Origin of the sequence: Vibrio sp. 10N.247.311.13 (assembly GCF_041467595.1) — a bacterium.
Lineage (GTDB): Bacteria > Pseudomonadota > Gammaproteobacteria > Enterobacterales > Vibrionaceae > Vibrio > Vibrio crassostreae_C.
The window spans coordinates 1-23,515 of the sequence record NZ_JBFSUX010000043.1; the positions used below are offsets into that span (position 1 = coordinate 1).

The window sequence follows — 23,515 nt, forward strand, 5'->3', positions numbered from 1 at the left end:
TTTATCGCCCAAACTGGTTAAATTTTAACAGTGACATCTACCCTGCCAGATAGGGCACTCGTCAATATCAAACCCTCAATCTGCACGAGATGTTGAAGAATCTTTTAAATTACACTTTGACGAAGAGTTTAGCTTATACGCGTTAAAAAACATTATTGCTTCTATAAGAAAGAAATATCGAAGCTTATGCAAAAAAGCGAAGGTAGATAATAATAGCGAACTTATCTCTAACCTTTATAAGGTAGGTTACTTTATCGATCTCGATAAAAGCTCAACCAACCGTATCGCACCAAAGTATGACATCAACCAGTTCAAGCCCAGCCAGTTCGAGATGTTGAAACTGATGTTCAACACCTATCATCGAGAACTGATCAAGGCTCTGATAGCCGTGTTCACCATCTCTTCCTTTTTCCTATTCGTTGTCTACTTTTTCCAAATCCTTTATACGACGAAGATTGCGAATGAATACAGTGAGAACACCAAACACATTGCCGCAGAAGTCATGGACTACGGTTGCGATAGCCACGGGGCTGTGCACTCGCTAAGGCACTCGCTCAACCTTGATTCTGTCGTCATGACCACACCTTATGACTCCTGCTATATCTCTAAAACACGTTCTAAGATGATAGAGCTCAATCAATTAGACGACTTCTACGATAGTGCTGACTTTGCCTATTCACGCTTCATGGATACCGAGCACGACATTGAGATGGTTGCTCGAATATCTAAACGATCTATCGAAGCTCGATACAAGAACTCACTATTGCCTCTATTAGTCGATTCGATTTCCATCCAGAAGAATGGTTACCACATCTTAAACCTTGGCGAAGAGAGTAAATCTATCTATCAAACCTCCCTACCAACGGGTGCAACCATCACCTTCTACAGTGACGACATTGTTGCACTATGGATTGCGCTTTCTCTGATACTCGCCACCCTGCTTTATCGCTCCTATATTCTGGGTTTCGTGATCTACCTGTTTCGTTGGAAACACATCTCCTTTGAAGAAGAGCCGATCATCAACACCGAAGACAACTGCGTTCTCTACTACGAGTTGTTATCTCGTGTGCGTAACGTTGGCGTTTTAAGCTTCATCAACACCATGAGACGCACCAATTTACTCACCTTTCATACTATTTTACTCATCGAGACAGTCAGAAAAGCGAAGTTAAACAACAGCCATGAGATCTATGGTGTCAACGTGTGTCCGAGTGCTTTGGTAGGGTCGAACTTCGCAAGGCTCAGAGAGCATTTAGCCGCGATGGAAGCGAATGAGTTTGTCGTAGAGATTACTGAATATTCGAACATTGGCTATGGGTGTGAGGTTATCGATAACATTAAGGATATCAAAAAGCTTGGTATCACTATCGCTCTGGATGACTTTGGTACGGGCAATAACAACATCGAAATCATCAATGTTATCTCTCCGGCCTATCTAAAACTGGATCGTTGCTTTGTTAAGGATATCGAGTCAGGAGAGCATCATCAGGGTGTATTGCTCAATATCTCGGAGATTGGACGCCTATCAAATATCACAATGATTTATGAAGGTGTCGAGACGCGTAGGCAGCAATATATCTTGTGTCAGTTAGGCTACAACTTACATCAAGGTTACCTATATAGCCGGCCTAATGACTCAAAGGAGCAATAGGCCCAGCCTAATAGAAATCTTGATCAGCAACCATTTCCTATTCAAATAATCATCGCTCATACAGCTGCTTGAGAGCCCACAAGGACGTAGGCTTCAAGTACCCTCCCCGCCAAACATGCTTTATCCAAATATAAAAATATCCGATCCATTTTCATAAAACCCTTGCCAATTCGAATAAAAAGGTTAGTGTTATACACATGTATATCACCATGCAGTTTTAATTATGACCGAATGGAAAGACGACCAACCGATCTTTAGGCAGCTTGCCGCCAAGATCAGTGACCAAATTCTTCAGGGTGTTTGGCTAGAGCTACAAGCATTGCCCTCTGTGCGTGCGGTTGCCGCCGATCTCAAGATCAACCACCTTACTGTCATGAAAAGCTACCAGTTACTGGTGGATGAAGGCTTGGTAGAGAAAAAACGCGGCCAAGGCATGTATGTGGCCGAAGGGGCACTTCAAAAATTGAAAGAGTCCGCACACCAATCATTCATCAACACACAGATCCCAGCCATCGCTGAGACGCTAAGCATCATTGATATGAGTGTCGAAGAACTCGTGAAACAGCTAGCACAACATATAAAGGACAAGTCATGAGTACTTTACTTTCCGTGAAAAACGTAACCAAAACCTATTCAAATCAAGTGGGTGTCGAGAACATCAGCTTTGAGTTAAAACCGGGGCAAGTGCTTGGACTGCTGGGCCACAATGGCGCAGGTAAATCGACTCTGATCAAATCACTGCTTGGTGGACACAACTATCAAGGTGAGATTGAAGTAAACGGCTACCACCCTATCCACCAGCACGCAGAGCTCATGCAGCACTTGTCGTACATCTCAGATGTTAACGTGTTACCAGAGTGGATGACGGTTAAACAACTGCTTCGATACACACAAGGTGTGCACCCTAGCTTCAACAAGCAAAAAGCAGAACAGACATTAAGCAGCACCAACATTAAGTTGTCTTCTACTATCAAGCAGCTTTCTAAAGGGATGAAAGTACAACTTCACCTTGCGATCATCATCGCGACTGACACTCAAGTGTTGATCTTAGATGAGCCTACACTGGGCTTAGATTTGCTGTACCGCGATACTTTTTATCGCCACCTACTAGAATGGTTTCACGACGGTGAACGCGCCATGATCATTGCAAGCCATGAGGTTTCAGAAATTGAACACCTATTAACGGATGTTCTGATTTTAAAACAAGGCCATTGTGTGCTGCAAAAGAGCATGGAAGACATCGAAAATGACTATTTCATTATCGAAGTCGCAAATAACCATTCAAGCGAGATACAGAAACTCAACCCACTGACCTCGCAATCAGGCCTGGGCACCACTAAGTGGTTATTGGAAGGTCAATACAAAGCGCAGGTTGAATCACTGGGTAACATCTATAACGTTGGTCTCGCAGATCTATTCCTTGCAACACAGACGGAGAAGGCATAATGCATCCAAGTTTTTACATGCTAGAAAAAGAACTCATCGAGCACAAAATTAACACTCGATTGCCTCTGTTTGTCGCGTTATGTGGTTTCTTACTGTTCGTTAGTCTGTTCTTCAATGGCGCAGCGCAGCATGAGTTTTTCTTCGAAATGCAAGTGAACGGTGACGTGAGCGACATCCACAGAGAGTTCGCACAAGACCTCAACTCAGTGATCTACTTTGGCGCGGGCCTTATTTCACTGATCCTATCAACGCTTTACATCCCTAAAACGCTGCGTAAAGAGCGCCAAGAAGGCAGTTCGATGTTTTGGAGAAGTATGCCGGTATCTAACGCAATGACTCACGGTGTGAAACTCGGCTTCGGTTTAGTGGTGATTCCGGCTATCTGTGCATTGTTAGTACTGTTCGCAGATTTTCTATTCTGGATATTGAACGTCTCAAGTGAACAACAACTGGCGCTATTGGTTGAACAACAATCTCTGTTTTATGTGCTGAGCAACTGGGTCGTGTTTTTTGGACGAATGATGTTAGTTGCACTGGTTTTATTGCCACTGGCAACCGTCACTCTAGCGATTTCGCAGCTGGTAAACTCTCCATTGCTTGTCATTTTCATCTCAAGCTATGCGATTAAGTTCCTCTCTGTCGCAGTGTTTGGGTTCTATGGCATCAATGACTTCCTATCTCTCATCGCGTCATTACCAATGAATGTACTCATAGCAAGCAACCCATTAAGTGCGATTGCAGAAGCGCCGATTTTATCTTTAGGTATTTACGCACTGATCGGTGTTGGTGGCTATCTACTGAGCCTAAAGCTAAATAGAACGGACGATGTGAGCTTAAAGACGCTGTTCCAACGTTAACGCATTCGCTCCTGACGTTGGTGTTATCTCTCCCGAGCAGGTAACCACACCAGATATCAAAATCTAAATCAAAGCTTCTGAGAAATCGGAAGCTTTTTTTGATCACGACTTTGCGAATACAGATATGGGTAACAAGAACAAAGGTGCAAAGGTGCAAAGGTGCAAAGGGGTTTTAGTTAGGAGTAACAGAGTGAAGCAACAAGAGAATCTAAGAGGAGGTATAATGAGCTGACATTGAATTGCATTGTTGTTAATGCCTGCCAGCTCTTTGGGGATGATTTCTTTAGTCGCCGACCAGATGAAGGTCCTTGAGAGTGCTAATGAAATCGGTTTGTTGCGTTTTACATTTGATTAAGCTTTTCAGCTTTATAAAGCTTTACGATTTAAAGCTTATTTCTTTGATGCTTCTTTTGACGTGTCTTTCCAGTATTGGATACGAACGCGATGAAGCTGTGCTCTTCTCATTTTTTTCATAAGGGATATTTCCTTTTCTTTAACTGCTCTTCATGAGCTATTTTTATTGCCAACGAATCGAATCTAACGGTGTTTGATGCCCAGATCAATGATACAAATCACAAAATATATAGAGTTTTGAGTACCATTTACATCAAAGTATGACCTAGATATCAACTATAGCTCAATTCAATCCTATGAGCCGCTGTTCAAAATTAAGGTTAGTTCTCTCAGATGACAAATTCATTTCAGTATCAATACAGTTCAATGATACTAATTTAATAGACCGGACCAACGCTGATTTAGTTCCAGTGTCTTATCATTTGTTGATTACATCACCCTTAAAGTTACGGTGTAACTAAAAGATACATTCAATGTGAACTAATAATCGCCACATTAGCCTATACGTTACAACATCAAAATGGGATTATGTTTGTAACGGATAGAGCTTTTGATAGAAAAAAGCCGTAATGGACCAAATTAAATAGACGTAATTAAATGGACGTAATTATGAGTAAAGTAATTCTGCAAGGGCATATTCTAGTGCCAGACAACGACCTAGAAGCAGTGACACATGCCTTGGTTGTGCACAAAGAACTGACACTAGAAGAACCTGGTTGTATTGTGTTTCGAGTCAGTCAAAGCACGCTTCAACCTAATCGCTTTGAAGTGTATGAAGAATTCACTAGCCGAGAAGCATTCGAAATGCACCAACAGCGAGTAAAAGCCTCTGAATGGGGTGAAATCTCCCAGAACGTGACACGTCATTACCAAGTCACTGATGTTCCGACATCATAATGATACATCCGCTAGCCAAACGCATCGTCACGTTGATCAAACAAGATCCCTTACGAATGAAGGTTTTAGACTGTGTCGCTCAGTTGGATTTACCGCAGTGTTATGTCGCTGCGGGCTTTGTGAGAAACCTCGTTTGGGATCACCAGCATGGTTATGCCTCCCCGACTCCATTCAATGATATTGATGTGATCTACTTTGATCCCATTGATATCTCTTACGAATCGGATCTTAGATACGAGGCTCAGCTTAAACAACGGTTACCCGAACTGAATTGGCAAGTTCGCAATCAAGCCTACATGCACACTAGAAATGGGGATGAACGTTACCAAGGCTCATTGGATGCGATGAGTTATTGGCCAGAGAAAGAAACCGCCGTCGCCGTGAAACAAAGCCTCCATGGAAACATCGAGTGTATTTCTGCCTTTGGCTTAGAGAGTTTGTTTGATTTGCAAATCACACCCAATCCAAAGCGTAGCCGAGATATCTTTGATCAAAGAGTGCAATCCAAAGGTTGGCTAACCCAGTGGCCCAAGTTAACGATGAGTCACAGTTAACTAGCAGTCGAATTCAAACGCTAAAACCATTGACTAAAAGTCCAATCAGATCGAACATGCCCCACTTATTAGCTTATTAAGTTAGTAATTAACCAACTCATCAACCACGCGTGGCGACTAGCTGCTACGCTCTCTCGTCATACTGAGTAACGACCATGAACCAACAATACATGCTGCAAGCACTCGAAGCTTCGCGCCAAGCCTTACCTGATTGCCAACCAAACCCGCCAGTAGGCTGCGTTTTGGTGAAGAACGATAAGGTGGTGTCTGTTGGGTACACGCAAAAAGTCGGCGGAAACCACGCCGAGGTTGAAGCACTGAATAGTTATAACGACAAAACGGACGGAACAATGGAGGGGGTTACCGCTTACGTAACTTTAGAGCCATGCTCTTTTGTTGGCAGAACTCCCGCTTGCGCCAATACATTGGTTAAAGCAGGTGTAAAACACGTAGTCGTGGCGATGCTAGACCCAGACCCTCGCAATAATGGTCGTGGTGTTGCGATCCTTGAATCGCACGGTGTGAAGGTAGATGTGGGGTTATGCCAAGCGCAAGTGAGCGCCTTTTTAACCTCTTACCTTGGTAAGTCCTAGATCTTAAACAGCCAGTATTAGTTCAATTTCACTCGGTAAAGCGGATTGACTGGCTTATCGACAAAATACGACCAAATATGATCGTAGACGGCATGTTGGTTGGGGAACGGCGCTAACGCTTTTGCTTATTCTAAATTACACCAGCGGTACTCGGTGTGTTCGTCATTCAGTTCAATCGCTTGGTTGGGTGGGCATAGCACCGCAAACACAGGGATTAGCTGAATCACATTCACGTGCGCCTCATAAAACTGCTCCAGAAACTGCGCGTTATACAAAGCTTCCACTTTAATTTGGGTCTCTTCTTCAAACTCGCGCACGATAGCCTGCCAGCCTGTTTCACCCGCTTCAATCGAGCCTGCGACGTGACACCAAAACTCACCTTTAACACGCTTCATTAATAGCATTTTCATTTGTCCGCCGCTCTCTGAAATAGCGACACCGGAAACAATCGAAGTATTGAGTGGAATCATAACGTTACCTTAGTTTTAATAAGAGGGCGGCAAGGCTACCACCCTTGGTTTGTTAAATTGTCTTCTATGATTAAAAACGAGAAGTTACTCATCAATTAATGGCGTTCAAGCCATAACTCATAGGCTCGTCGCTTGGCTATCCAGTAATAGAACTATTTCTTATTTGAGGCGCTTTTCGATAAAGAGTAGAATCGCCGCCTTGTACTGTGTTTAACGTCTCTGAACATACACAGTAGACTCACAACCATTTATCACCACGATATAAGTATTAATACGACTATGCACTCATCAAAACCAACGCACGACTCAGAAAACAGCCATACACCTGAGCATTGCTTCACTCGTTTTCAACAGCCGATCGAGTCATATTCGTTGCCTGAGCGTTTCACATTCCCGTTCTACTACGAACCGCACCCATTGTGTGAAATCGCTTCTCATCAGCTTCAACAATATCTAGAAACTCAAACCGACTGGCAGCATGACTTCGGACTTGATACTGACGCTGGTCGCGGCAAAATGTTTGGTGTGTTATTGGTGAAAAGCCCTGAAGGTGAATTGGGGTACTTCTCTGCTTTTTCAGGGAAAATCGCCGACCAAAACCTACTGCCTCACTTTGTACCGCCCGTGTTCGACATGCTCAGCAGCGACAGCTTTTTCCATCAAGACACAGCCGACATGATGGCTGTCAACGCTGAGTTTAAAGCGCTGCAAGCAAATACTGAATACCTTGAATTGTGCGAGCAACTGGCACAGCAAAAAGCGCAAGCCGAGCAAGAGATTGAAGCTCAACGTCTATTGATTATTGAAGGCCGAAAAACGCGTAAAGAACAACGTGAACAAGGTAAAGAAAACCTTGATGAGCAAGCTTTCGAACAGCTAAATAATGAGCTAAACAAAGCCAGTGTTGCCGACAAGAACCAGCAGAAGTACCTAAAACTTAACTGGGAACAGACCCTGCAAGTGTTGCAAGCTAAAGTTGATGTGTTCAACACTCAACTGGCTGAGCTAAAAGAGCAAAGAGCACACATTTCTCATCAGCTTCAGCACAAGTTGTTTTCACAATACGCTTTCCAAAATGCGGAAGGGAACGTTGAAGACCTTAACCAGATCTTTGAAAACACGCCAAACAAGATACCACCAGCTGGCTCTGGTGAATGCGCTGCGCCTAAATTGCTGCAATACGCGTACTTACATGGTTACACGCCACTGGCATTGGCTGAATTTTGGTGGGGCCGCTCTCCAAAGTCGGAAATCCGCAAGCACAAGAAATACTACGCTTCTTGTCAGAGTAAATGTGTGCCGATTTTAGGCCATATGATGAAAGGCTTAGAAGTCGATCCCAACCCATTGCTAGAAAACCCAGCTGAAGGCAAAGACCTCGATATCCTGTTCCAAGACGATCACATCGTTGTGGTACACAAACCAGCAGGTTTTCTATCCGTACCGGGAAAAACCATCAAAGACTCGGCCTACACTCGCGTTCAAGAAATGCATCCTGATGTTGAAGGGCCATTCGTTATACACCGCTTAGACATGGCGACCTCTGGCATTCTAATCTTCGCTCTCACACGACGTGCGAACAAGAGCTTACAGAAGCAGTTCATTACTCGTGAAGTCGAAAAGCGTTACGTGGCAATGATTGAAGGCGTTCTAACAGAAAATGAAGGCTATGTTCGACTACCATTACGTGGTGATTTGTATGACCGCCCTCGTCAAATTGTCTGCTTCGAACACGGCAAGCCAGCAGAAACCAAATGGGAAGTGATTGAGCGAAACGGGCAAACCACTAAGGTTTACCTGCATCCTAAAACAGGGCGTACACACCAGTTGCGTGTTCACTGTTCACACCAAGAAGGCCTTAACATGCCTATCGTCGGTGACGGCTTGTATGGCAATAAAGCCGACCGATTGCACTTACACGCAGAAAGACTTGCGCTGCACCACCCAGTCACCAAAGAGTGGATGGAATTCCAGTTCGACGCCGAATTCTAAAATCTCTCATTAGTACCGAGCTTTGATAAGGAGTCACAACCGCTTGTGGCTCCTACCTCTTTTGGGTATATATCCACGCTTATTGCACTACATCAAGATTCACTTTGTTGTGAAGAGTAGCATGCCCACCTTCTTCTCTCCTTGAGGCCTTTGATATGTCATCAGCTGCTTTGAATTTACAACCTAACAAACTGACTTCCCCATTAATTGCGACTCAAGCACCGAGCTTGAAGCCACTTACATCCAAAAAGCCAGACTTAAACTCGGCAATGCTTAACTTAATTGAAGAAGTTAAAAACGAACTCCCACTTTACGAGTCAGAGACGTTTATCTGTGGTCCAAAAGGAAATTGCTCGGGTTGCTCTAAGAAACTACTTGAGATGGTCGACAGCGAGTTAATGTATTGGGAGCACAGTATTTCCATTGGCCAAGGCCCTAACTTCGAAGAACTGCGCCGCTTTGGTAAACTATGCAGCAGCGTTCGACGTGGTTTAGAGCGTAACGGTTTAGTCGAAAAACGCCCAAAGAAAAGATAACAAGCCAAGTCGATAATCATTACAATGTGTCGCTGGCGATTACAAGCTACACTGCTACTAACTGATTGAACTCGTTAGCTATAAAAGCAATAATGTTTTGTAATACAATTCAGTGCAAAGACCGACTTCGTAGATTCGAACTCATTAGAGATAAGTTCATCGTTACTTTCACCATATTCTTGAACGACTCTATCCTTCTTGTCTGACGTGCCTTAGCCTTCTGTATAGCAATATCACACCAATTAAAAACCTATTTTGGACAACGGAGAGCCACCTTGAAGAGACCACAACCAGTACTGGGAAAGACCGGTATGCTATTTTTTCTCGTCATAATAAGTGCTTTCCCTCCATTGACCATCGACCTTTACCTACCTGCGCTTCCGCAGATGGTCGAGGTGTTTAATACTGACCGATCCATGGTCAACCTAACCCTGAGCAGCTACTTCGTTACTTACGCCATCGGTCTTTTGTTCTGGGGGCCGCTCAGCGAAAAATTCGGTCGTAAGCCGATCCTATTAATTGGATTAGCGGGTTATATGGTCGCGAGCATATTGTGCGCGATGACCAATAGCATCGAACAGTTAATTGGTGCTCGTGTATGCCAAGCCTTTGCTGGTAGTGCTATCACCGTTATCGCTACCGCCATTGTCAAAGATCTTTATGATGGCCGAGAACGTGAAAAGATCATGGCGACTATCATGTCACTGGTGATCATCGCGCCAATGGTTGCGCCTGTATTTGGTGCCTTTCTACTGAAAATTGCGTCTTGGCGAATGATGTTCGTCACCCTCGCCATTTTTGGTGCATTTGCGTCAGTATTAGCTTGCTGCTATCGAGAAACGCTCGAAACCAAATACCAAGGTTCTATGTTCCGCTCATGGGGAAGAATGGGCGTGGTCATGAAAAACAGCTCGTTCCTCAAGCTACTGGTCATTTTCTCTATCATACCGATGGCGTTGATGGGCTTTCTTGCGGCGGGTTCTTATATCTACATCGATCACTTTGGATTGACCGAACAACAGTTTAGTTACGCATTCGCATTCAATGCATTGTGCGCCTCATTTGGTCCAACAATTTACATGAAGTTGTCCTACCGAATGCCGGTTCAAAAGGTCATCTCAGGATGTTTTGCTTTATTAGCGCTTGCGGGAATCTTCACCCTAACCATTGGCGACCTGTCCCCTTGGTTCTTCATGTTCATCGCTGCACCAGCGACATTAATGGCGATCATCATGCGAGTACCGGGGACCAACTTGATGTTGAATCAACAAGATCATGACACGGGCTCTGCCGTCGCACTGATACAGTTCTTCAGCATGATTTGTGGCTCGCTTGGCATGGTATTAGTTTCAATCCGCCCAGAGTCACTGATTGAAAACCTAGGCTTTATCCAATTATCCATCGGTACGCTAGGCGGCCTGATGTGGCTAATGGTCAGAAACAAAGAGTTCGTGACTAATAAGCTGAATTAAAGCTCTCAAGCCTAATTGTCATTCACACTACAATAAACTTGAAAACCGCTATAACGAAATTAGAAACCGTCTACATAGGCGGTTTTCTTGTATTTGAAGACGTACATTGAATTTTCAAGCCATGAGTTTCACGCACAAAAAAGCTCCTATTAAGGAGCCTTCTTATCAGAGCCAGTGAGCACTCAGTTTGGTCAATTATTACTAAGCTTGAGCCACTTGATGTGCTGGGTGTTTAATAAACACAGCTACCACAGCAACGACTGCAAGCGCGAAACAGTAGTAAGAATTAGCCACGATATCCAAAGGCGATAAGTTAAATACCGAACCTAATAGCAATACCTGTGCACCGTAAGGCAATACGCCTTGAATCACACAAGAGAAGATATCCAATAAGCTGGCAGAGCGACGTGGAGAAACGTTATTTTCTTCAGCTAATTGGCGAGCCACACTACCAGACACAATAATCGCTACCGTGTTGTTTGCAGTACATAGGTTCACCATTGATACCAAGCCCGCAATACCCAACTCACTCGCACGGCCATTCGCTTGCTTAGAGTGTGAAGAGCCAAACGCACGAATCACACCACTTACCAAGCTAGTCAGGAACGCCAATCCACCTTGGCGACGCATCAGCTCACTCAAACCACCAATCAGCATCGACAGTAAGAAGATCTCCTGCATGTTGCCGAAGCCTGCGTAGATATCTTGAGCGTAATCCGTCATACCGTAGTTCTCAACAGAACCTAGGCTCACGCCACCCGCCAGCAAGATACCAATCGTCAGCACAACGAATACATTCATACCCGATACAGCAAGAATCAAAATAGTGATGTACGGAAGGACTTTCAGCCATTCAATTGGGCCTGTTTCAGGAACTTGAGTTGCTGTGCTGTTGAAAGCAAAGATAACAATCGCGATAAGTGCAGCAGGAAGTGCTATACGGATGTTCTCTTTAAACTTGTCTCTCATCTCACAGCCTTGCGAGCGAGTCGCAGCAATCGTGGTATCTGAGATGATAGAAAGGTTGTCACCAAACATAGCGCCACTTAGCACCACGCCAGCGGTTAGAGGAATACTCATGCCAGCTGAGTCAGCAATGCCTAGTGCAACAGGAGCAACCGCAGCGATAGTACCCATAGAGGTGCCCATTGCTGTCGCAATGAACGCCGAAATAAGGAAGATGCCCGGTAGGATCATGCTCGTTGGGATAGCCGATAGACCAAGGTTTACCGTCGCGTCCACGCCACCAGAAGCTTTAGCCACAGCAGCAAAAGCACCCGCCAATAGGTAGATCATACACATTGCGATAATGTCTTTGTGACCCACGCCACCTAAGAACTGCTCAATCGCACGGTTCAATTTATCTTTGCTCAATAGCAACGCTAACATCACAGCAGGCAGAGCCGCAATCGGAGCTGGAAGTTGATAGAAAGCAAAATCGACGCCTTGTAGCGACAGGTATGTACCCACGCCAATAAACAGCGCAAGGAAAACGATCAGAGGGATAAGCGCCACTGCAGAAGGGGCAATTACCGCGTTAGAATTTTTTGAATTGGACATGGAACGACAACACAATAGAACAGGAAGGTGAGCAGACTAATGTCACACTTAGAACTTGTCAACGTCTAGACGTCTAAACGCCTAATTTAATGCAAAGTAATAAGAACCCTATTGAGCATCACGTAATAAAAAAGGCTATTTACTCATCAGTAAACAGCCTTTCGATAACAGATAGTGCGCCGCTAGAAGTTAGCGTTTCTGCTTGAACGTTATTTGGTATTCGCCAATGCCTTCGTAGTGGAAGGTCGTTGGCTTATCGAATTCCATTTCCACGATACCGCAGTAAGAGCCCGTGATAATAGCTTCACCCGCTTGGAAATCGACACCACGACGCGTCATGTAGTTAATCAGCCAGTAAATTGGGCTTGGTGGCAGTGTATTCGGGTGCTTACCGTCGAATGCTTGAACTTGCTCGCCTTGAGTCACTTCAATACTGATCTCTGCAGAAGTGAACGCTTTTTCGCGATCAATCTCAGGGCCAATGAATAGACCTTGGTTTACTAGGCCATCGGCCAGTTTTTCATAGAACTCAGCGCCGCTGTCATCCGCAAAACGAGACTGCATTAACTCAAGTGCCATGTGACAAGAACCAATCGCTTCGTTGATTTGCTCTTCGCTGTAGCCTTCTTGGTTTGCAGGCAGACTCTTAGCAAGAGTAAATGCAATTTCAGGCTCAACACGCACTACATCGTTGTCTGCAAACAGTTCACAAACTTCGCCTTGTTGAACGCTGCCCGAGAAGATTGGCGCAACAACAAACTTGTCTTCAGCCAGAGGAAGTAAGCACTTCCAACCGCCGACTTTATCGCTTTTCAAATCGATCATTGAAGATTGGATCTTTAGCGCATCTTCCAAGTTATTCGGACGGTACTGTTCGTCCAATCTTGGTGCTTTGGTGCCAGCAACGCGACGACTCAACAGTTCTTCAGCTGCTTGCTTAAATACATTTGTCATATAATATCACCTTTAGTTTTATGACCAGTATAATATCGGATTTCTTAAAGCTTGAATAGACAATTCAACAACGGTGCTACACCGAAAATTCAGCCATCAATTTTCGCATATTCTAGACGCAAACAACTGAAATTATTTTGATTTAAAGACAACAAAAGCCAGTAAGTTCGTTACTGGCTTTTCGATGTGTTACTGATGATTAGGCTTTACTGCCCTTTCAAGATCTTCTTAAGGTTTTGCATGAAGTCTCTGAAGTGAGGCATAAAATTAACAAACAGAGGATGCTTTCTATCTTGCATCATCAATGGGCCGAGTAAGCGAATACTCACTCCTAGTCGCGCTGCTGATTGCTCGTCTAAGCCGCTGTCATGTTTGATCTTCTCAACAATCGCGAACATATCTTCTCTGTCTTCAATTTCAAACTGCATGGTTTGAAGTTCACGATCTTCTTTGATGTTCACTTCTTCGATAGTGATACGGTAGTTATTGTGTTTGCCTGTGAATGCTTTCATGTGGACCTCCTAAAATGCTTAAAAAGTGTTTTGGTTAGCTCTTCATGAATCGTTCGAGCTTAGGTTTAACCGTCATCGACATCACGACCATGATCGCAAGGCCAATGGGAAGTGCGGCAATAAATCCATTAAACCATCCACTGGTAAACGCCGATGTATCCGAAAATCCAATGTTATTTGCCGCTGTTACAAATGCCATCATGGACTCCATTATGAATGCCATGATCAGTCCTACGATCAGGTTGCGAACTTTCTCGCTATAAGTTGTGAACACTCTAGCAACGGCTTTGGTGACTAAAGCCATCATCACCGTGCCCATTGGCATCATGATCACGACAACAAGGGCTAACGAAGAAAGCCAGTTGCCAATAAATTCCTCGCCGAATCCGACATTCATGTAAGTCATCACAGCCGTTAAACTGCCGCCAATCGTCAGCATTAAGCTCATCATGACCAAAACTTTGTATAAAACCGGTGTGCCTTTTTGCTCAGGAAGAGTTGGCGTTAGAGTTGCTTGAATCGTCATATCTATTTCCTGTCTTGAATTTACGAACAATTAAGTTGATAATGTCAACTATAAATACAGTAGTTGATAATGTCAACTATATTTCTAAGGATAGTTTATGTCTGATAACACATCGCTAGAATCAATCTTTCGTCTAGTGCACTCTTTGAAACGTCAAATGAGCGAACAGATTGAGAGCTTAGACTCAGAGATCGCCCCTATGAACATTCGTGTCATGAAGATCATTACTAAGAAGTCTCCATGTACCGCTATCGATATCGCACACTTCCTAGATCGTGATAAAGCACAGGTCACTCGGCTCATTAATGCCTTGATCAATCAGGAACTTGTGAAGAAGTCTCCGAACCCGGAAGACAAGCGCAGCCAGTTATTGGTTCTGACTGATAAGGGTCAAGAGATCATGAGTAAGGTCTCGGATATCGATCGAGACATGCTGAAGAGAATGACCAAAGGCATGGCCGAAGACGAGTTAGAACAATTCAGAAAAATTGCGAAGAAAATGGCGCAGAACTTAGAAAGCTGATCTTAAAAATAAAACGAAAAAACGCCACCGAATCGTAAGATCGGTGGCGTTTCGTGTAGAAGTTGGGTTGTACAGCTTAGTGGTTTAGCTATGTCTATTTGGATGACAGCTCTAATTCGATGCTAGTTTCCACCATGCCTGAACAGGTACAGGCTCTGAGATCACCAAACGTTCACCCATCACCGGGCTTACCATTTGTACATCTCGCTCTTTGCTTATCGCCAGTGCTTGTTCCATTGGGTCTTGCCAATCATGCATAGAAAGGTCGAAGGTACTGTTGTGGATTGGCATCATCACCTTACCTTGCAGATCAATGTGTGCCTGAACACTCTGTTCTGGGAACATATGAATATCCGCCCAAAGTGAGTTATACGCACCCGTTTCAACCATGGTTAAATCAAACGGCCCAAAACGGTCGCCAATCTCTTTAAAGCCATTGAAGTAACCAGAATCACCGCTAAAGAAGACTTTCTTGTCTGAAGCGTTAATAACCCAACTGCCCCACAGTGTTTGGTCACGATCAAGCAAGCCACGACCAGAGAAATGCTGTGTCGGTGTCAACGTGAACTCAATGTCTGAGGCCGTTGCCGATTCCCACCAGTTCAATTCGATGATCTTCTCTTTATCCACGCCCCACTTTTCCAACAGTGCGCCCACTCTTAATGGCACTAAGAACGTCCCTACTTTGTCGGCTAATACCTTCACGGCACCTTTGTCTAAATGGTCGTAGTGATCATGGCTGATCACTACCACATCGATGTCAGGTAGATCTTGCAGTGAGATTGGGGTTGGGTGAAAGCGCTTTGGCCCCATCCATTGCACTGGTGATGCACGATCACTGAACACAGGGTCAGTCATCACTAACTTGCCATCCAGCTTCATCATCACGCTTGAGTGACCTAAGCGGTAAGCAACGTCGTCTTGTTCTTCGATCAATTGCTCAGCTGTCATTGGAATCAAAGGCAATGCAGCGCGCGGCACTGGCTCGTTTCTTTCCACAGTCACGTATGCTTTCAAGATTGAAAAAATATCAGACATACCCGATTTGTATTCCAACTCACTGTTAGTAAACTTCTTTGGAAGCTTATCTAGATTGTCGTTTGATTGTGAACCTGTGCTTACGATAGCGACCACGGCAAGTACTCCTAAAATCGGTAATAGATATTTTTTCATTGGTATCTCTTTAACCGTTGGGATAGACCCAACACATAAACTACACCGACTAGTTTATATGCCAAAACCAAAAAGTAAACCACCGAGTGTAATTTTTAATTTATCTAGACGTAAGCGTGTCAAAGTCGATTTTGGAAAAACCAATTTTGGCAACGAGTTAACTTAGTTATTTAGCTAGTAAGAAAGGTTAATCAGCAGACCATACATTCTTGAAATCTGGCCATCCCCAGTTGGTGATGGCTACGTTTTTAAGAATCCCTTGGAAACGAACGGTCTGTAAGTGATGGAACATAGGCACTAACCAATAATCTGAGATCAGAGTAGACGCGATAGGTTCTAGCTCTGCCAAGTAATTAGGCAGTTCCACGGATGCTTTATGACTATCCAAGCGCTGCTTGAGCCAATCGCTGTTCATCTCTCCTAAAGCAGAGTGCAAAACAGGATCGTTCATCATCCACGAGAACAGCGAAGACGGAGCATTGTCATCGAGGTTCAAGTTACACAGCACCAAGTCCTCCTTTAACTCGCCACTCTGAGATAACTGAGCCAATTCTCGAAAACTGTAGGTGTTCACCTCAACTTCCACACCATATCGTTTGAGTATGTCAGATACGCAAATCGCACATCGATACAACGCATAATAATCGTAAACCGCTATACTCATCTTTTTCGGCAGTTGTGTCTCTTTCGAAGGCGTTCGATACAGCTTCTGCCAACTTGGCAGTATATTTTGAGCCAAAGAGACACTAAACAGACCTTTGTTATGTTCCAACTGAGACAAGATCGCTTGTGGGTTGGTCAGTTCTGAAAGGTATTTACGCTGCTCATTATTAAGCGGAGTTGCCCCAGAGTTTTGATTGAACAGGATAAATAAGCACCCATCCTCGACTCGGCTACGAAGGCCGTCTGTGTCTGCAGAAACAAGTTCCGTATCGCTTTTCCCTAACTGATGGAAACAAGAAGAATCTTCATAAGACGAGACTTGCATTTGGCTGTCATCAAACCGAGCACTGCCCGTCATTTGTTCCTCAAACTGCCAGATGGTCACCTCATCAGTTAACGAGCGACAACCATAATAGTGCTCAAATGCGGCAAGCTTGATTCGTTCATTATTGGTCTCAACCACTTTAAATGGACCGGTTCCAATAACAGCATGTGACACCGAGTTTAATGGGGACGGTTCACCAGTGACTTGTGCCGCGGGTTGAATCGAATATTTAACGCCAGCAAGTAAACCAGCAAAACCAGTATCTGCTTTGGTGAGTTGGAAGCTGATACTCAATGGTTGTTCACTGTAAATCGAAGCGACATGGCCCAGCTCTGTCTGATAGAAAGGTAGTAATTGTAAGGCAGTAAACAACGAAACTAGCTGCTTGGCGTCGACGGGGTTGCCATCGTGGAAAGTTAGACCTGGGCGTAAATAGAAAGTCCAAACCAATTTTTCAGCATCATATTCCCAATGGTGTGCCAGTTCAGCCTTCAACTTGCCCTTGCCATTACAAGTGACGAGGCAACTGAACACTTGCCTGATCAAAAATCGTTCGCTACTGCGGTGAATATGATGCGGGAAGAGATCTTCAAACTTACGTTTGTAGGTCAATTGGACGTGCAGTAACCCTTCGCGCATCGTCGCGCCAGAGGTTTCTTGGAGGAGAGAGCCAAATACAGCGCGGTCATCTTCCAAAATAGAGAGTGCTTTTTCGTATTTGCCCTGCTCTATCAATTTACTGGCAACATGTTGAGTCATTTCTTGATTACTAAAACGTAATGTCAGGTTAGAACGTTGATTCCGTCCCACTTTAGGCTCCCACACTACCCACTCAGCCTGATGCATCTTGCCTAACAAGGTTCGTGCATGGCGCAAACTAGTAAACAGCATATCCGCTACTTCGGCTAGGGTGACTGAATGAGAAATGTTTGGCTCGAACGATTCTAGCCGCGTGTAGTAACGCATCATGTTTAGATCAGACAAATAGTGAACCTTTTAAAGATAGCTCTTCCTAATTAAGCTCATTATAAAACATATTCATCAAAAAGTAGTGTAATGCGACCAAAACAGGAACAACCAATAAAAATACCATCTGTTTTTTAGTTCCTCTTAATTATCCATAATGAACGGGTCAGCAACAAACCATAGGTTGTAAATAAAGCCTAACCAGAGAGAGTAATGACCATGAGAAAATACTATCTTAACAAGCTAAAAAGCACCTGCAGTAAGCTCGAAAGAGAAGCACTACGAACACTTTTAGATCTATGTAACTGGCGTTATTAGTACACTTTTTAGCACCGAGTAAACGCGAGTTGGGTACAACCTAATATGCTCCTACCCCCAATATGAGTTAGGTCTCAACTCGCTTTTCCATTCCAATTCCCCTCTCAAGCCTGCTGTACCAATAGCTCACACAATCGATAAATTTCCGTTGTCGACTCGACAAATTTAATTCGTTTTCTTAGTTGAACGAAAAGCCTTAAGGTTCGCCCCGAAGCAAGCAAGGAGCCTCAGAAAAAACTGAAAGCTCAGCTAACAACTAATTTATTTGCAGTTACCAATCAGGTATTAACTAAGGAAACGCCATGCGTATCGCAATTCTTTCTCGCAACGAAAATCTATACTCTACCGCTCGTCTAAAGCAGGCTGGAGAAGCACGTGGTCATCAGGTCGATGTTATCGACACGTTGCACTGTGATATAGATATCGCGAGTAACAATCCGAAGATTCGCTACATGGGTGAAGAGCTACCTCAATACGATGCTGTTATTCCACGTATTGGCGCTTCCATTACCTTTTACGGAACTGCGGTTGTTCGCCAATTTGAAATGATGGGCACTTTTTGTATCAATGAGTCAGTAGCAATCAGTCGCTCTCGCGACAAACTGCGCTCACTACAACTGTTGTCTCGTAAAGGTATTGGCTTACCAAAAACAGGTTTCGCTAGCCGCCCAGACAAGATTCAAGACCTGATCAAAAACGTAGGCGGCGCGCCACTTGTGATCAAGCTTCTTGAAGGCACTCAAGGTATCGGCGTTGTACTAGCAGAAACAAACAAAGCAGCAGAAAGCGTTATCGAAGCGTTCATGGGCCTAAAAGCGAACATCTTGGTTCAAGAGTTCATTGAAGAAGCAAATGGCGCAGACATCCGTTGTTTTGTTGTTGGCAACAAAGTAATTGCTGCAATGAAGCGTCAAGCTGGTGAAGGTGAATTCCGCTCTAACCTGCACCGTGGCGGCACTGCTCAGCTGGTTAAACTAACCAAAGAAGAGCGCGCAACAGCAATCAATGCAGCGAAAATCATGGGATTAAACCTATGTGGTGTAGATATCCTACAATCTAAGAACGGCCCAGTAGTAATGGAAGTAAACTCTTCTCCAGGCCTAGAAGGCATCGAGAAAGCAACGGGTAAAGATGTAGCAGACATGATTTTCGAATTCATCGAGAAGAATGCAAAACCAAACGCTAACCGTACTCGTGGCAAGGGCTGATTGAATACCGATAACTCATGATTGGAAAGAAAATGAACAATAAAATGATCATAGGGAATACCGAAGCACTTTGCTTACCAGAGTTAGGGATAACTGGACTACATACACGTGTTGATACAGGGGCTAAAACCTCTTCTCTACACGTAGACAATCTACTATGTGTTAAATCAAATGGTGAGAAATTCGTAGAGTTCGACCTTCACCCAGACGTTTATCACCTAGAAGAGACGGTGCGCTGCAAGGCGAAACTGAAAACAAGTAAGAAAATCAAATCATCTAACGGCGAAGTTGAACACCGTTGTGTGATTGAAACCATGCTGAGAATCGGTGGCCAACAATGGCCTATCGATATCACGCTAAGCAACCGTCAAGACATGACTTACATGATGTTGCTTGGTCGTCAAGGCATGAGTGACAAAGTGATTGTTGACCCAGCGGGTGAATTCCTGTTGACTCACTAATCCGAGTCATCGTAACCGCTCCACAGGTTATAACTAAAGCTCGTCACAACGATATAAGGCCAGTCTCATGACTGGCCTTATTGCTATCTATTTTTCTATTTCTACTTTCAGCTCTGAATACACGACTTTGCATTCAGACTTCTGATCTATTTCTTCGATTTACCATGAGATTGAAAACCAAATCGCCCAATCGATAAAAGTAATTTCTTGGTTTTGATTTTCGTCACTCGCCAATGTGTAACAGGCCTTCTTGGGGCACTCATCAGCAGGTGTTCAAAAGCCTTCTGACTGAAATCGACTTGCCCACCATGCGCCACCAGCAAGGTATCGAGCTGCATGTCATAAATGCGCGATACAGACGCTCGATACTTATTAGGGTGAAAGATAGGAAACGGCGGAATCAGCTTCTTCTTAACCTCGACCATTAAATCGGCAACATAAGCCACGCTGTGTGATGGGCAATAGACCGAGAGATCACGGTCGGTATGGCCCGGTGTTTCAAGAACCAACCAATCATCAAACCCTGGAATACTATCCCCATCAGACAGCTTGTAGTCCGGCTTTAACTTTCTTGAATACCATAGGTTTGCTTTAGGCTTGCCTAAGCGGTTCGCCATCCACCTAGCAAGCGCTAAGTCGGTCAGGTGCATCAAAATGCCATCGATGCCGTGATACCAATCTTTGTCTCTGTTTGCTGCCACCAAATGACAATTAGTCAGCTTTCTGAGCGTATGCGCTGCCCCTGCGTGGTCCGGATGCATGTGTGTAACCACAACCGTATGCAAATCAGCAAAATCACGCACAAGCTCAGTTTCGATGAAATCCTTCAAATGCGGGATGTCGGCTCGACATGCGCCATCGAGCAACAGTAATTTGTCCGGATACTCCACCAAGTACATGTCTTGGATGTAACCTTTAATGGTATGCAGCTGCAAACCCACTCCTTGTGATAATTCAACTGGTCAGACCTACACCATAGCAAACTCACATTTATTTGTAACAAATTTGTTAACTACAAAATCACATCAAAGTACCATGCTCTTCCGCTCTTTTATCGTGACGACAAAATACGTGATTTGTTGACCTAAGTTATTAGGACTATATATGCGCCTCTAATTTATTGTCTGAGTGCTATACATGAACCAATTAATCGATGCTCTTTCTACCCAAGGTTATTTCGTTTGGGATGACTTCTTAACTCAAGAAGAAGTGGTGGCATTGAGGGATTGCATTCCAGAGAACTGGAAAAAGGCTAGGATTGGCCGTAACGATGAAGTAACGCGAGAGTCGACCATTCGTAGTGACAAGATTCAATGGGTGCGCCGCGATATGGGTCAGCCAGCATCTCTGTTCCTAGACAAAATGGAACAAATTCGTTTAGTGGCAAACCAAGCGTTCTTTTTGGGTCTGTTCGAGTACGAAGCGCACTTTGCTAAATACGAAAAAGGCGACTTCTACCAGAAGCACTTAGACTGTTTCAAGGGCAATGAAAACCGCCGCCTGACCACTGTGTTCTATATGAATGATGAGTGGACAGAAGAAGACGCTGGTGAACTTGTGGTTTACGACCTAAAAGACAACCACATCACGACCATTCCACCAAAGTCAGGCCGCTTATTTGTGTTCTTATCTGAACAGTTCCCACACGAGGTACTGCCGACAAACACAGAGCGATTCAGTATTGCAGGTTGGTTCCGTATTAACGGCGTGAAAGACAACCAACTCGATATCGCACACTAGAACAAAGCCGATTATAACAAGCTCTAGCTTATTCAAAGCCTCTCCTTCGAGAGGCTTTTTTATGGAACAAATATTGAGCGAGTATTGAACAACATACCTCTTAAAAACCGCACGCAATAAATATTAAAACCATCAATAACTTTTCTCTTAAATGAAATCGAAATGAATCTTTCATATCAGTGAAACGGTTTAGCCACTTAAGTGAAATACGCCCTGTTCAAGATAGCTTCAAACGACACCCCTACCGTCTCGTTAACACTCTAATCCAATACCTCGACATCGATTTCATCCAAAAGGAAACGAAGATGAATAAGCTAATTTTGGCAGGCGTTCTTTCTGCGACAGCGGCAATGCCAGCGTTCGCAACGACTCAAGTCACTTGGTGGCACGCAATGGGCGGCCAGCTTGGAGAAACAGTAAACAAAATTGCGACCGACTTTAATGCGTCACAAGATGATTACGAGATCACGCCAATCTACAAAGGTTCATACACAGAGACCTTAACAGCCGGTATCGCGGCATACCGAGCAGGTGAAGCACCCAATATTCTGCAAGTCTTCGATGCAGGCGCAGCAACCATCATGAACGCGAAAGACGTCGCGAAACCGGTACAGGATATTCTGGTTGAGTCGGGTTACAACTTTAATTCAAACGACTACCTAGCGGGCGTTCGTAACTTCTATGCCGACAACCAAGGCAAGATGGTTGGTATGCCTTTCAACAGTTCGACACCGGTTCTTTACTACAACAAAGATCTTCTCGCGGAAGTGGGTGCAGACGCGCCTAAAACTTATGAAGAACTAGAAGTGGTCGCTAAGAAACTGAAGGTTGAAGGACACATCGCGTTTTCTCAATCTCTGACGCCGTGGATCATGTTCGAGAACTTTAAGTCTCGCCACAACCTGCCAGTCGCAGATCAAAACAACGGCTACGATGGCTTGTCCACTAAGATCATGTTCAACACCAAAGACATGATGATGCACGTTAGCAAGATGAAAGAGTGGTCAGATCTAGGTTACTACAAGTATTACGGCAGCGACTGGGATGCAAACCAAACCCCTTTCGAGCGCCAAGAAGTGGCGATGTGGATGGGTTCTTCAGGCTCATTCGGTGGCTTACGTAATCGCGTACCTTTCGAACTCGGCACCACATACCTTCCATACTGGAAATCGGTTAACCCAGACGCAGGCTTAACCTTCATTGGCGGCGCAGCTCTGTTTGCACTCAATGGCCATGACCAACAACAAGACAAAGGTGTCGCAGCGTTCTTTGATTACCTGACGAAGCCTGAAACTCAAGTCTACTGGCACAAAACCACTGGTTATGTACCTGTAACAACGGCTGCCTATGAGCTAGCGAAAGAGTCTGGCTACTACAACGAACAACCAGATGCAGAAGTGGGCGTTAAGCAGCTAAGCCTAAAATCGGGCGAATGGACTAAAGGTTACCGCTTAGGTTACTACCCTCAAATTCGTGAAGTGATGCATCGTGAATTCGACAATATCTTCGCTGACCGCTCTAGCGTCGAGAACAGCCTAGATAAAGTCGAAGATGAGAGCAGCAAACTGCTGAAACGCTTCGCTCGTACGATGAACTAATTTGGCTTTTTAACCAAAGCAGATTACTGAGCTAAAGGCTTAATAAACCAAAGCCGTTCATTGCTCCTCACCACTTGTCACTGCGTCATTAAAAACGTAATGGCAAGGTGTGAGGAGATTCTTCACTAGCGCCATTTCTTGCTCCAAAAACTACAACTCAACTGGA

21 protein-coding genes and 2 pseudogenes are annotated in these 23,515 nt (G+C 44.3%); 15 read left to right on the forward strand and 8 right to left on the reverse strand.

The annotated features are described in order from the left end of the window. Window positions 1-49 precede the first annotated feature (49 nt). The 7 genes and pseudogenes from AB6E52_RS16205 to AB6E52_RS16235 all read left to right on the forward strand — a co-directional run. Window positions 50-1,651, forward strand: a pseudogene (locus AB6E52_RS16205) (EAL domain-containing protein); the annotation flags it as partial. A 223-nt stretch (window positions 1,652-1,874) separates the two neighbouring features. Beyond that, entirely contained in the window at window positions 1,875-2,246 is a 372-nt protein-coding gene (locus AB6E52_RS16210) for a GntR family transcriptional regulator (protein ID WP_017060587.1), read from the forward strand. Continuing rightward, the gene (locus AB6E52_RS16215; RefSeq protein ID WP_102321049.1) at window positions 2,243-3,097 is read left to right on the forward strand and encodes an ABC transporter ATP-binding protein; all 855 of its coding nucleotides are present in this window, start codon (window positions 2,243-2,245) and stop codon (window positions 3,095-3,097) included. Before AB6E52_RS16210 ends, AB6E52_RS16215 begins: the two co-directional genes overlap by 4 nt. Continuing rightward, on the forward strand, window positions 3,097-3,954 hold the full coding sequence (locus AB6E52_RS16220) for a hypothetical protein (protein ID WP_017060585.1): 858 nt from the start codon (window positions 3,097-3,099) through the stop codon (window positions 3,952-3,954). The genes AB6E52_RS16215 and AB6E52_RS16220 overlap by 1 nt, the downstream gene beginning before the upstream one ends. Window positions 3,955-4,917: 963 nt before the next feature. Continuing rightward, window positions 4,918-5,205 (forward strand): putative quinol monooxygenase, encoded by a 288-nt coding sequence (locus tag AB6E52_RS16225; RefSeq protein WP_017060584.1) that lies wholly within the window; start codon window positions 4,918-4,920, stop codon window positions 5,203-5,205. Then, window positions 5,205-5,759, forward strand: coding sequence for a nucleotidyltransferase family protein (locus AB6E52_RS16230; protein WP_102321050.1), 555 nt, complete (start codon window positions 5,205-5,207; stop codon window positions 5,757-5,759). The genes AB6E52_RS16225 and AB6E52_RS16230 overlap by 1 nt, the downstream gene beginning before the upstream one ends. 155 nt (window positions 5,760-5,914) lie before the next feature. Then, complete coding sequence (locus tag AB6E52_RS16235; RefSeq protein WP_102321051.1) at window positions 5,915-6,352, forward strand: bifunctional diaminohydroxyphosphoribosylaminopyrimidine deaminase/5-amino-6-(5-phosphoribosylamino)uracil reductase RibD; 438 nt, start codon at window positions 5,915-5,917, stop codon at window positions 6,350-6,352. 17 nt (window positions 6,353-6,369) lie between these two features. Here AB6E52_RS16235 and AB6E52_RS16240 read toward each other — a convergent pair. Then, a pseudogene (locus AB6E52_RS16240) lies at window positions 6,370-6,822 on the reverse strand (NUDIX hydrolase). A 279-nt stretch (window positions 6,823-7,101) separates the two neighbouring features. Between AB6E52_RS16240 and AB6E52_RS16245 the strand changes: the two are divergent. The 3 genes from AB6E52_RS16245 to AB6E52_RS16255 all read left to right on the forward strand — a co-directional run bounded on the left by AB6E52_RS16245 (window position 7,102) and on the right by AB6E52_RS16255 (window position 10,822). Beyond that, window positions 7,102-8,814, forward strand: coding sequence for an RluA family pseudouridine synthase (locus AB6E52_RS16245; protein WP_102321052.1), 1,713 nt, complete (start codon window positions 7,102-7,104; stop codon window positions 8,812-8,814). Window positions 8,815-8,969: 155 nt separating this feature from the next. After that, entirely contained in the window at window positions 8,970-9,350 is a 381-nt protein-coding gene (locus AB6E52_RS16250) for a hypothetical protein (protein WP_017064884.1), read from the forward strand. 311 nt (window positions 9,351-9,661) lie between these two features. Beyond that, window positions 9,662-10,822, forward strand: a complete 1,161-nt coding sequence (locus tag AB6E52_RS16255; RefSeq protein WP_102321053.1) for a multidrug effflux MFS transporter — start codon at window positions 9,662-9,664, stop codon at window positions 10,820-10,822. Window positions 10,823-11,023: 201 nt separating this feature from the next. On the opposite strand, the gene AB6E52_RS16260 is transcribed toward AB6E52_RS16255, so the two are convergent. The 4 genes from AB6E52_RS16260 to AB6E52_RS16275 all read right to left on the reverse strand — a co-directional run bounded on the left by AB6E52_RS16260 (window position 11,024) and on the right by AB6E52_RS16275 (window position 14,374). Further along, a complete protein-coding gene (locus tag AB6E52_RS16260) occupies window positions 11,024-12,382 on the reverse strand; it encodes a Na+/H+ antiporter NhaC family protein (RefSeq protein ID WP_102321054.1) in 1,359 nt (452 codons plus the stop codon). Window positions 12,383-12,571: 189 nt separating this feature from the next. Beyond that, complete coding sequence (locus AB6E52_RS16265) at window positions 12,572-13,336, reverse strand: hydratase (RefSeq protein ID WP_102321055.1); 765 nt, start codon at window positions 13,334-13,336, stop codon at window positions 12,572-12,574. 206 nt (window positions 13,337-13,542) lie between these two features. After that, entirely contained in the window at window positions 13,543-13,848 is a 306-nt protein-coding gene (locus AB6E52_RS16270; RefSeq protein WP_102321056.1) for a DUF3861 domain-containing protein, read from the reverse strand. Window positions 13,849-13,882: 34 nt separating this feature from the next. After that, window positions 13,883-14,374, reverse strand: coding sequence for a DUF2798 domain-containing protein (locus AB6E52_RS16275; protein WP_017081271.1), 492 nt, complete (start codon window positions 14,372-14,374; stop codon window positions 13,883-13,885). 97 nt (window positions 14,375-14,471) lie between these two features. Between AB6E52_RS16275 and AB6E52_RS16280 the strand changes: the two genes are divergently transcribed. Then, window positions 14,472-14,897 carry a MarR family winged helix-turn-helix transcriptional regulator gene (locus AB6E52_RS16280; RefSeq protein WP_017060573.1) on the forward strand — a complete coding sequence of 142 codons (426 nt, stop codon included), beginning with the start codon at window positions 14,472-14,474 and terminating at the stop codon, window positions 14,895-14,897. 111 nt (window positions 14,898-15,008) lie between these two features. Here AB6E52_RS16280 and AB6E52_RS16285 read toward each other — a convergent pair whose 3' ends face one another. Both AB6E52_RS16285 and AB6E52_RS16290 read right to left on the reverse strand, forming a co-directional pair. Then, window positions 15,009-16,070 (reverse strand): MBL fold metallo-hydrolase, encoded by a 1,062-nt coding sequence (locus AB6E52_RS16285; RefSeq protein WP_102321057.1) that lies wholly within the window; start codon window positions 16,068-16,070, stop codon window positions 15,009-15,011. A 187-nt stretch (window positions 16,071-16,257) separates the two neighbouring features. Beyond that, the gene (locus AB6E52_RS16290; RefSeq protein ID WP_102321058.1) at window positions 16,258-18,042 is read right to left on the reverse strand and encodes an SgrR family transcriptional regulator; all 1,785 of its coding nucleotides are present in this window, start codon (window positions 18,040-18,042) and stop codon (window positions 16,258-16,260) included. A gap of 602 nt (window positions 18,043-18,644) precedes the next feature. On the opposite strand from AB6E52_RS16290, the gene rimK reads away from it, so the two are divergent. Further along, a complete protein-coding gene (rimK, locus tag AB6E52_RS16295) occupies window positions 18,645-19,550 on the forward strand; it encodes a 30S ribosomal protein S6--L-glutamate ligase (protein ID WP_004740040.1) in 906 nt (301 codons plus the stop codon). Between the two features lie 32 nt (window positions 19,551-19,582). Next, entirely contained in the window at window positions 19,583-20,011 is a 429-nt protein-coding gene (locus AB6E52_RS16300) for a RimK/LysX family protein (RefSeq protein ID WP_004740039.1), read from the forward strand. Between the two features lie 146 nt (window positions 20,012-20,157). Here the strand turns inward: AB6E52_RS16300 and AB6E52_RS16305 are convergent, their stop codons facing one another. Further along, window positions 20,158-20,946, reverse strand: coding sequence for an MBL fold metallo-hydrolase (locus AB6E52_RS16305; protein ID WP_102321059.1), 789 nt, complete (start codon window positions 20,944-20,946; stop codon window positions 20,158-20,160). Between the two features lie 202 nt (window positions 20,947-21,148). Here AB6E52_RS16305 and AB6E52_RS16310 point away from each other — a divergent pair, with 202 nt between their 5' ends. Together AB6E52_RS16310 and AB6E52_RS16315 are read left to right on the forward strand one after the other, a co-directional pair. Further along, entirely contained in the window at window positions 21,149-21,751 is a 603-nt protein-coding gene (locus tag AB6E52_RS16310; RefSeq protein ID WP_102321060.1) for a 2OG-Fe(II) oxygenase, read from the forward strand. 305 nt (window positions 21,752-22,056) lie between these two features. Next, window positions 22,057-23,349 (forward strand): extracellular solute-binding protein, encoded by a 1,293-nt coding sequence (locus AB6E52_RS16315; protein WP_102321061.1) that lies wholly within the window; start codon window positions 22,057-22,059, stop codon window positions 23,347-23,349. Window positions 23,350-23,515 lie beyond the last annotated feature (166 nt).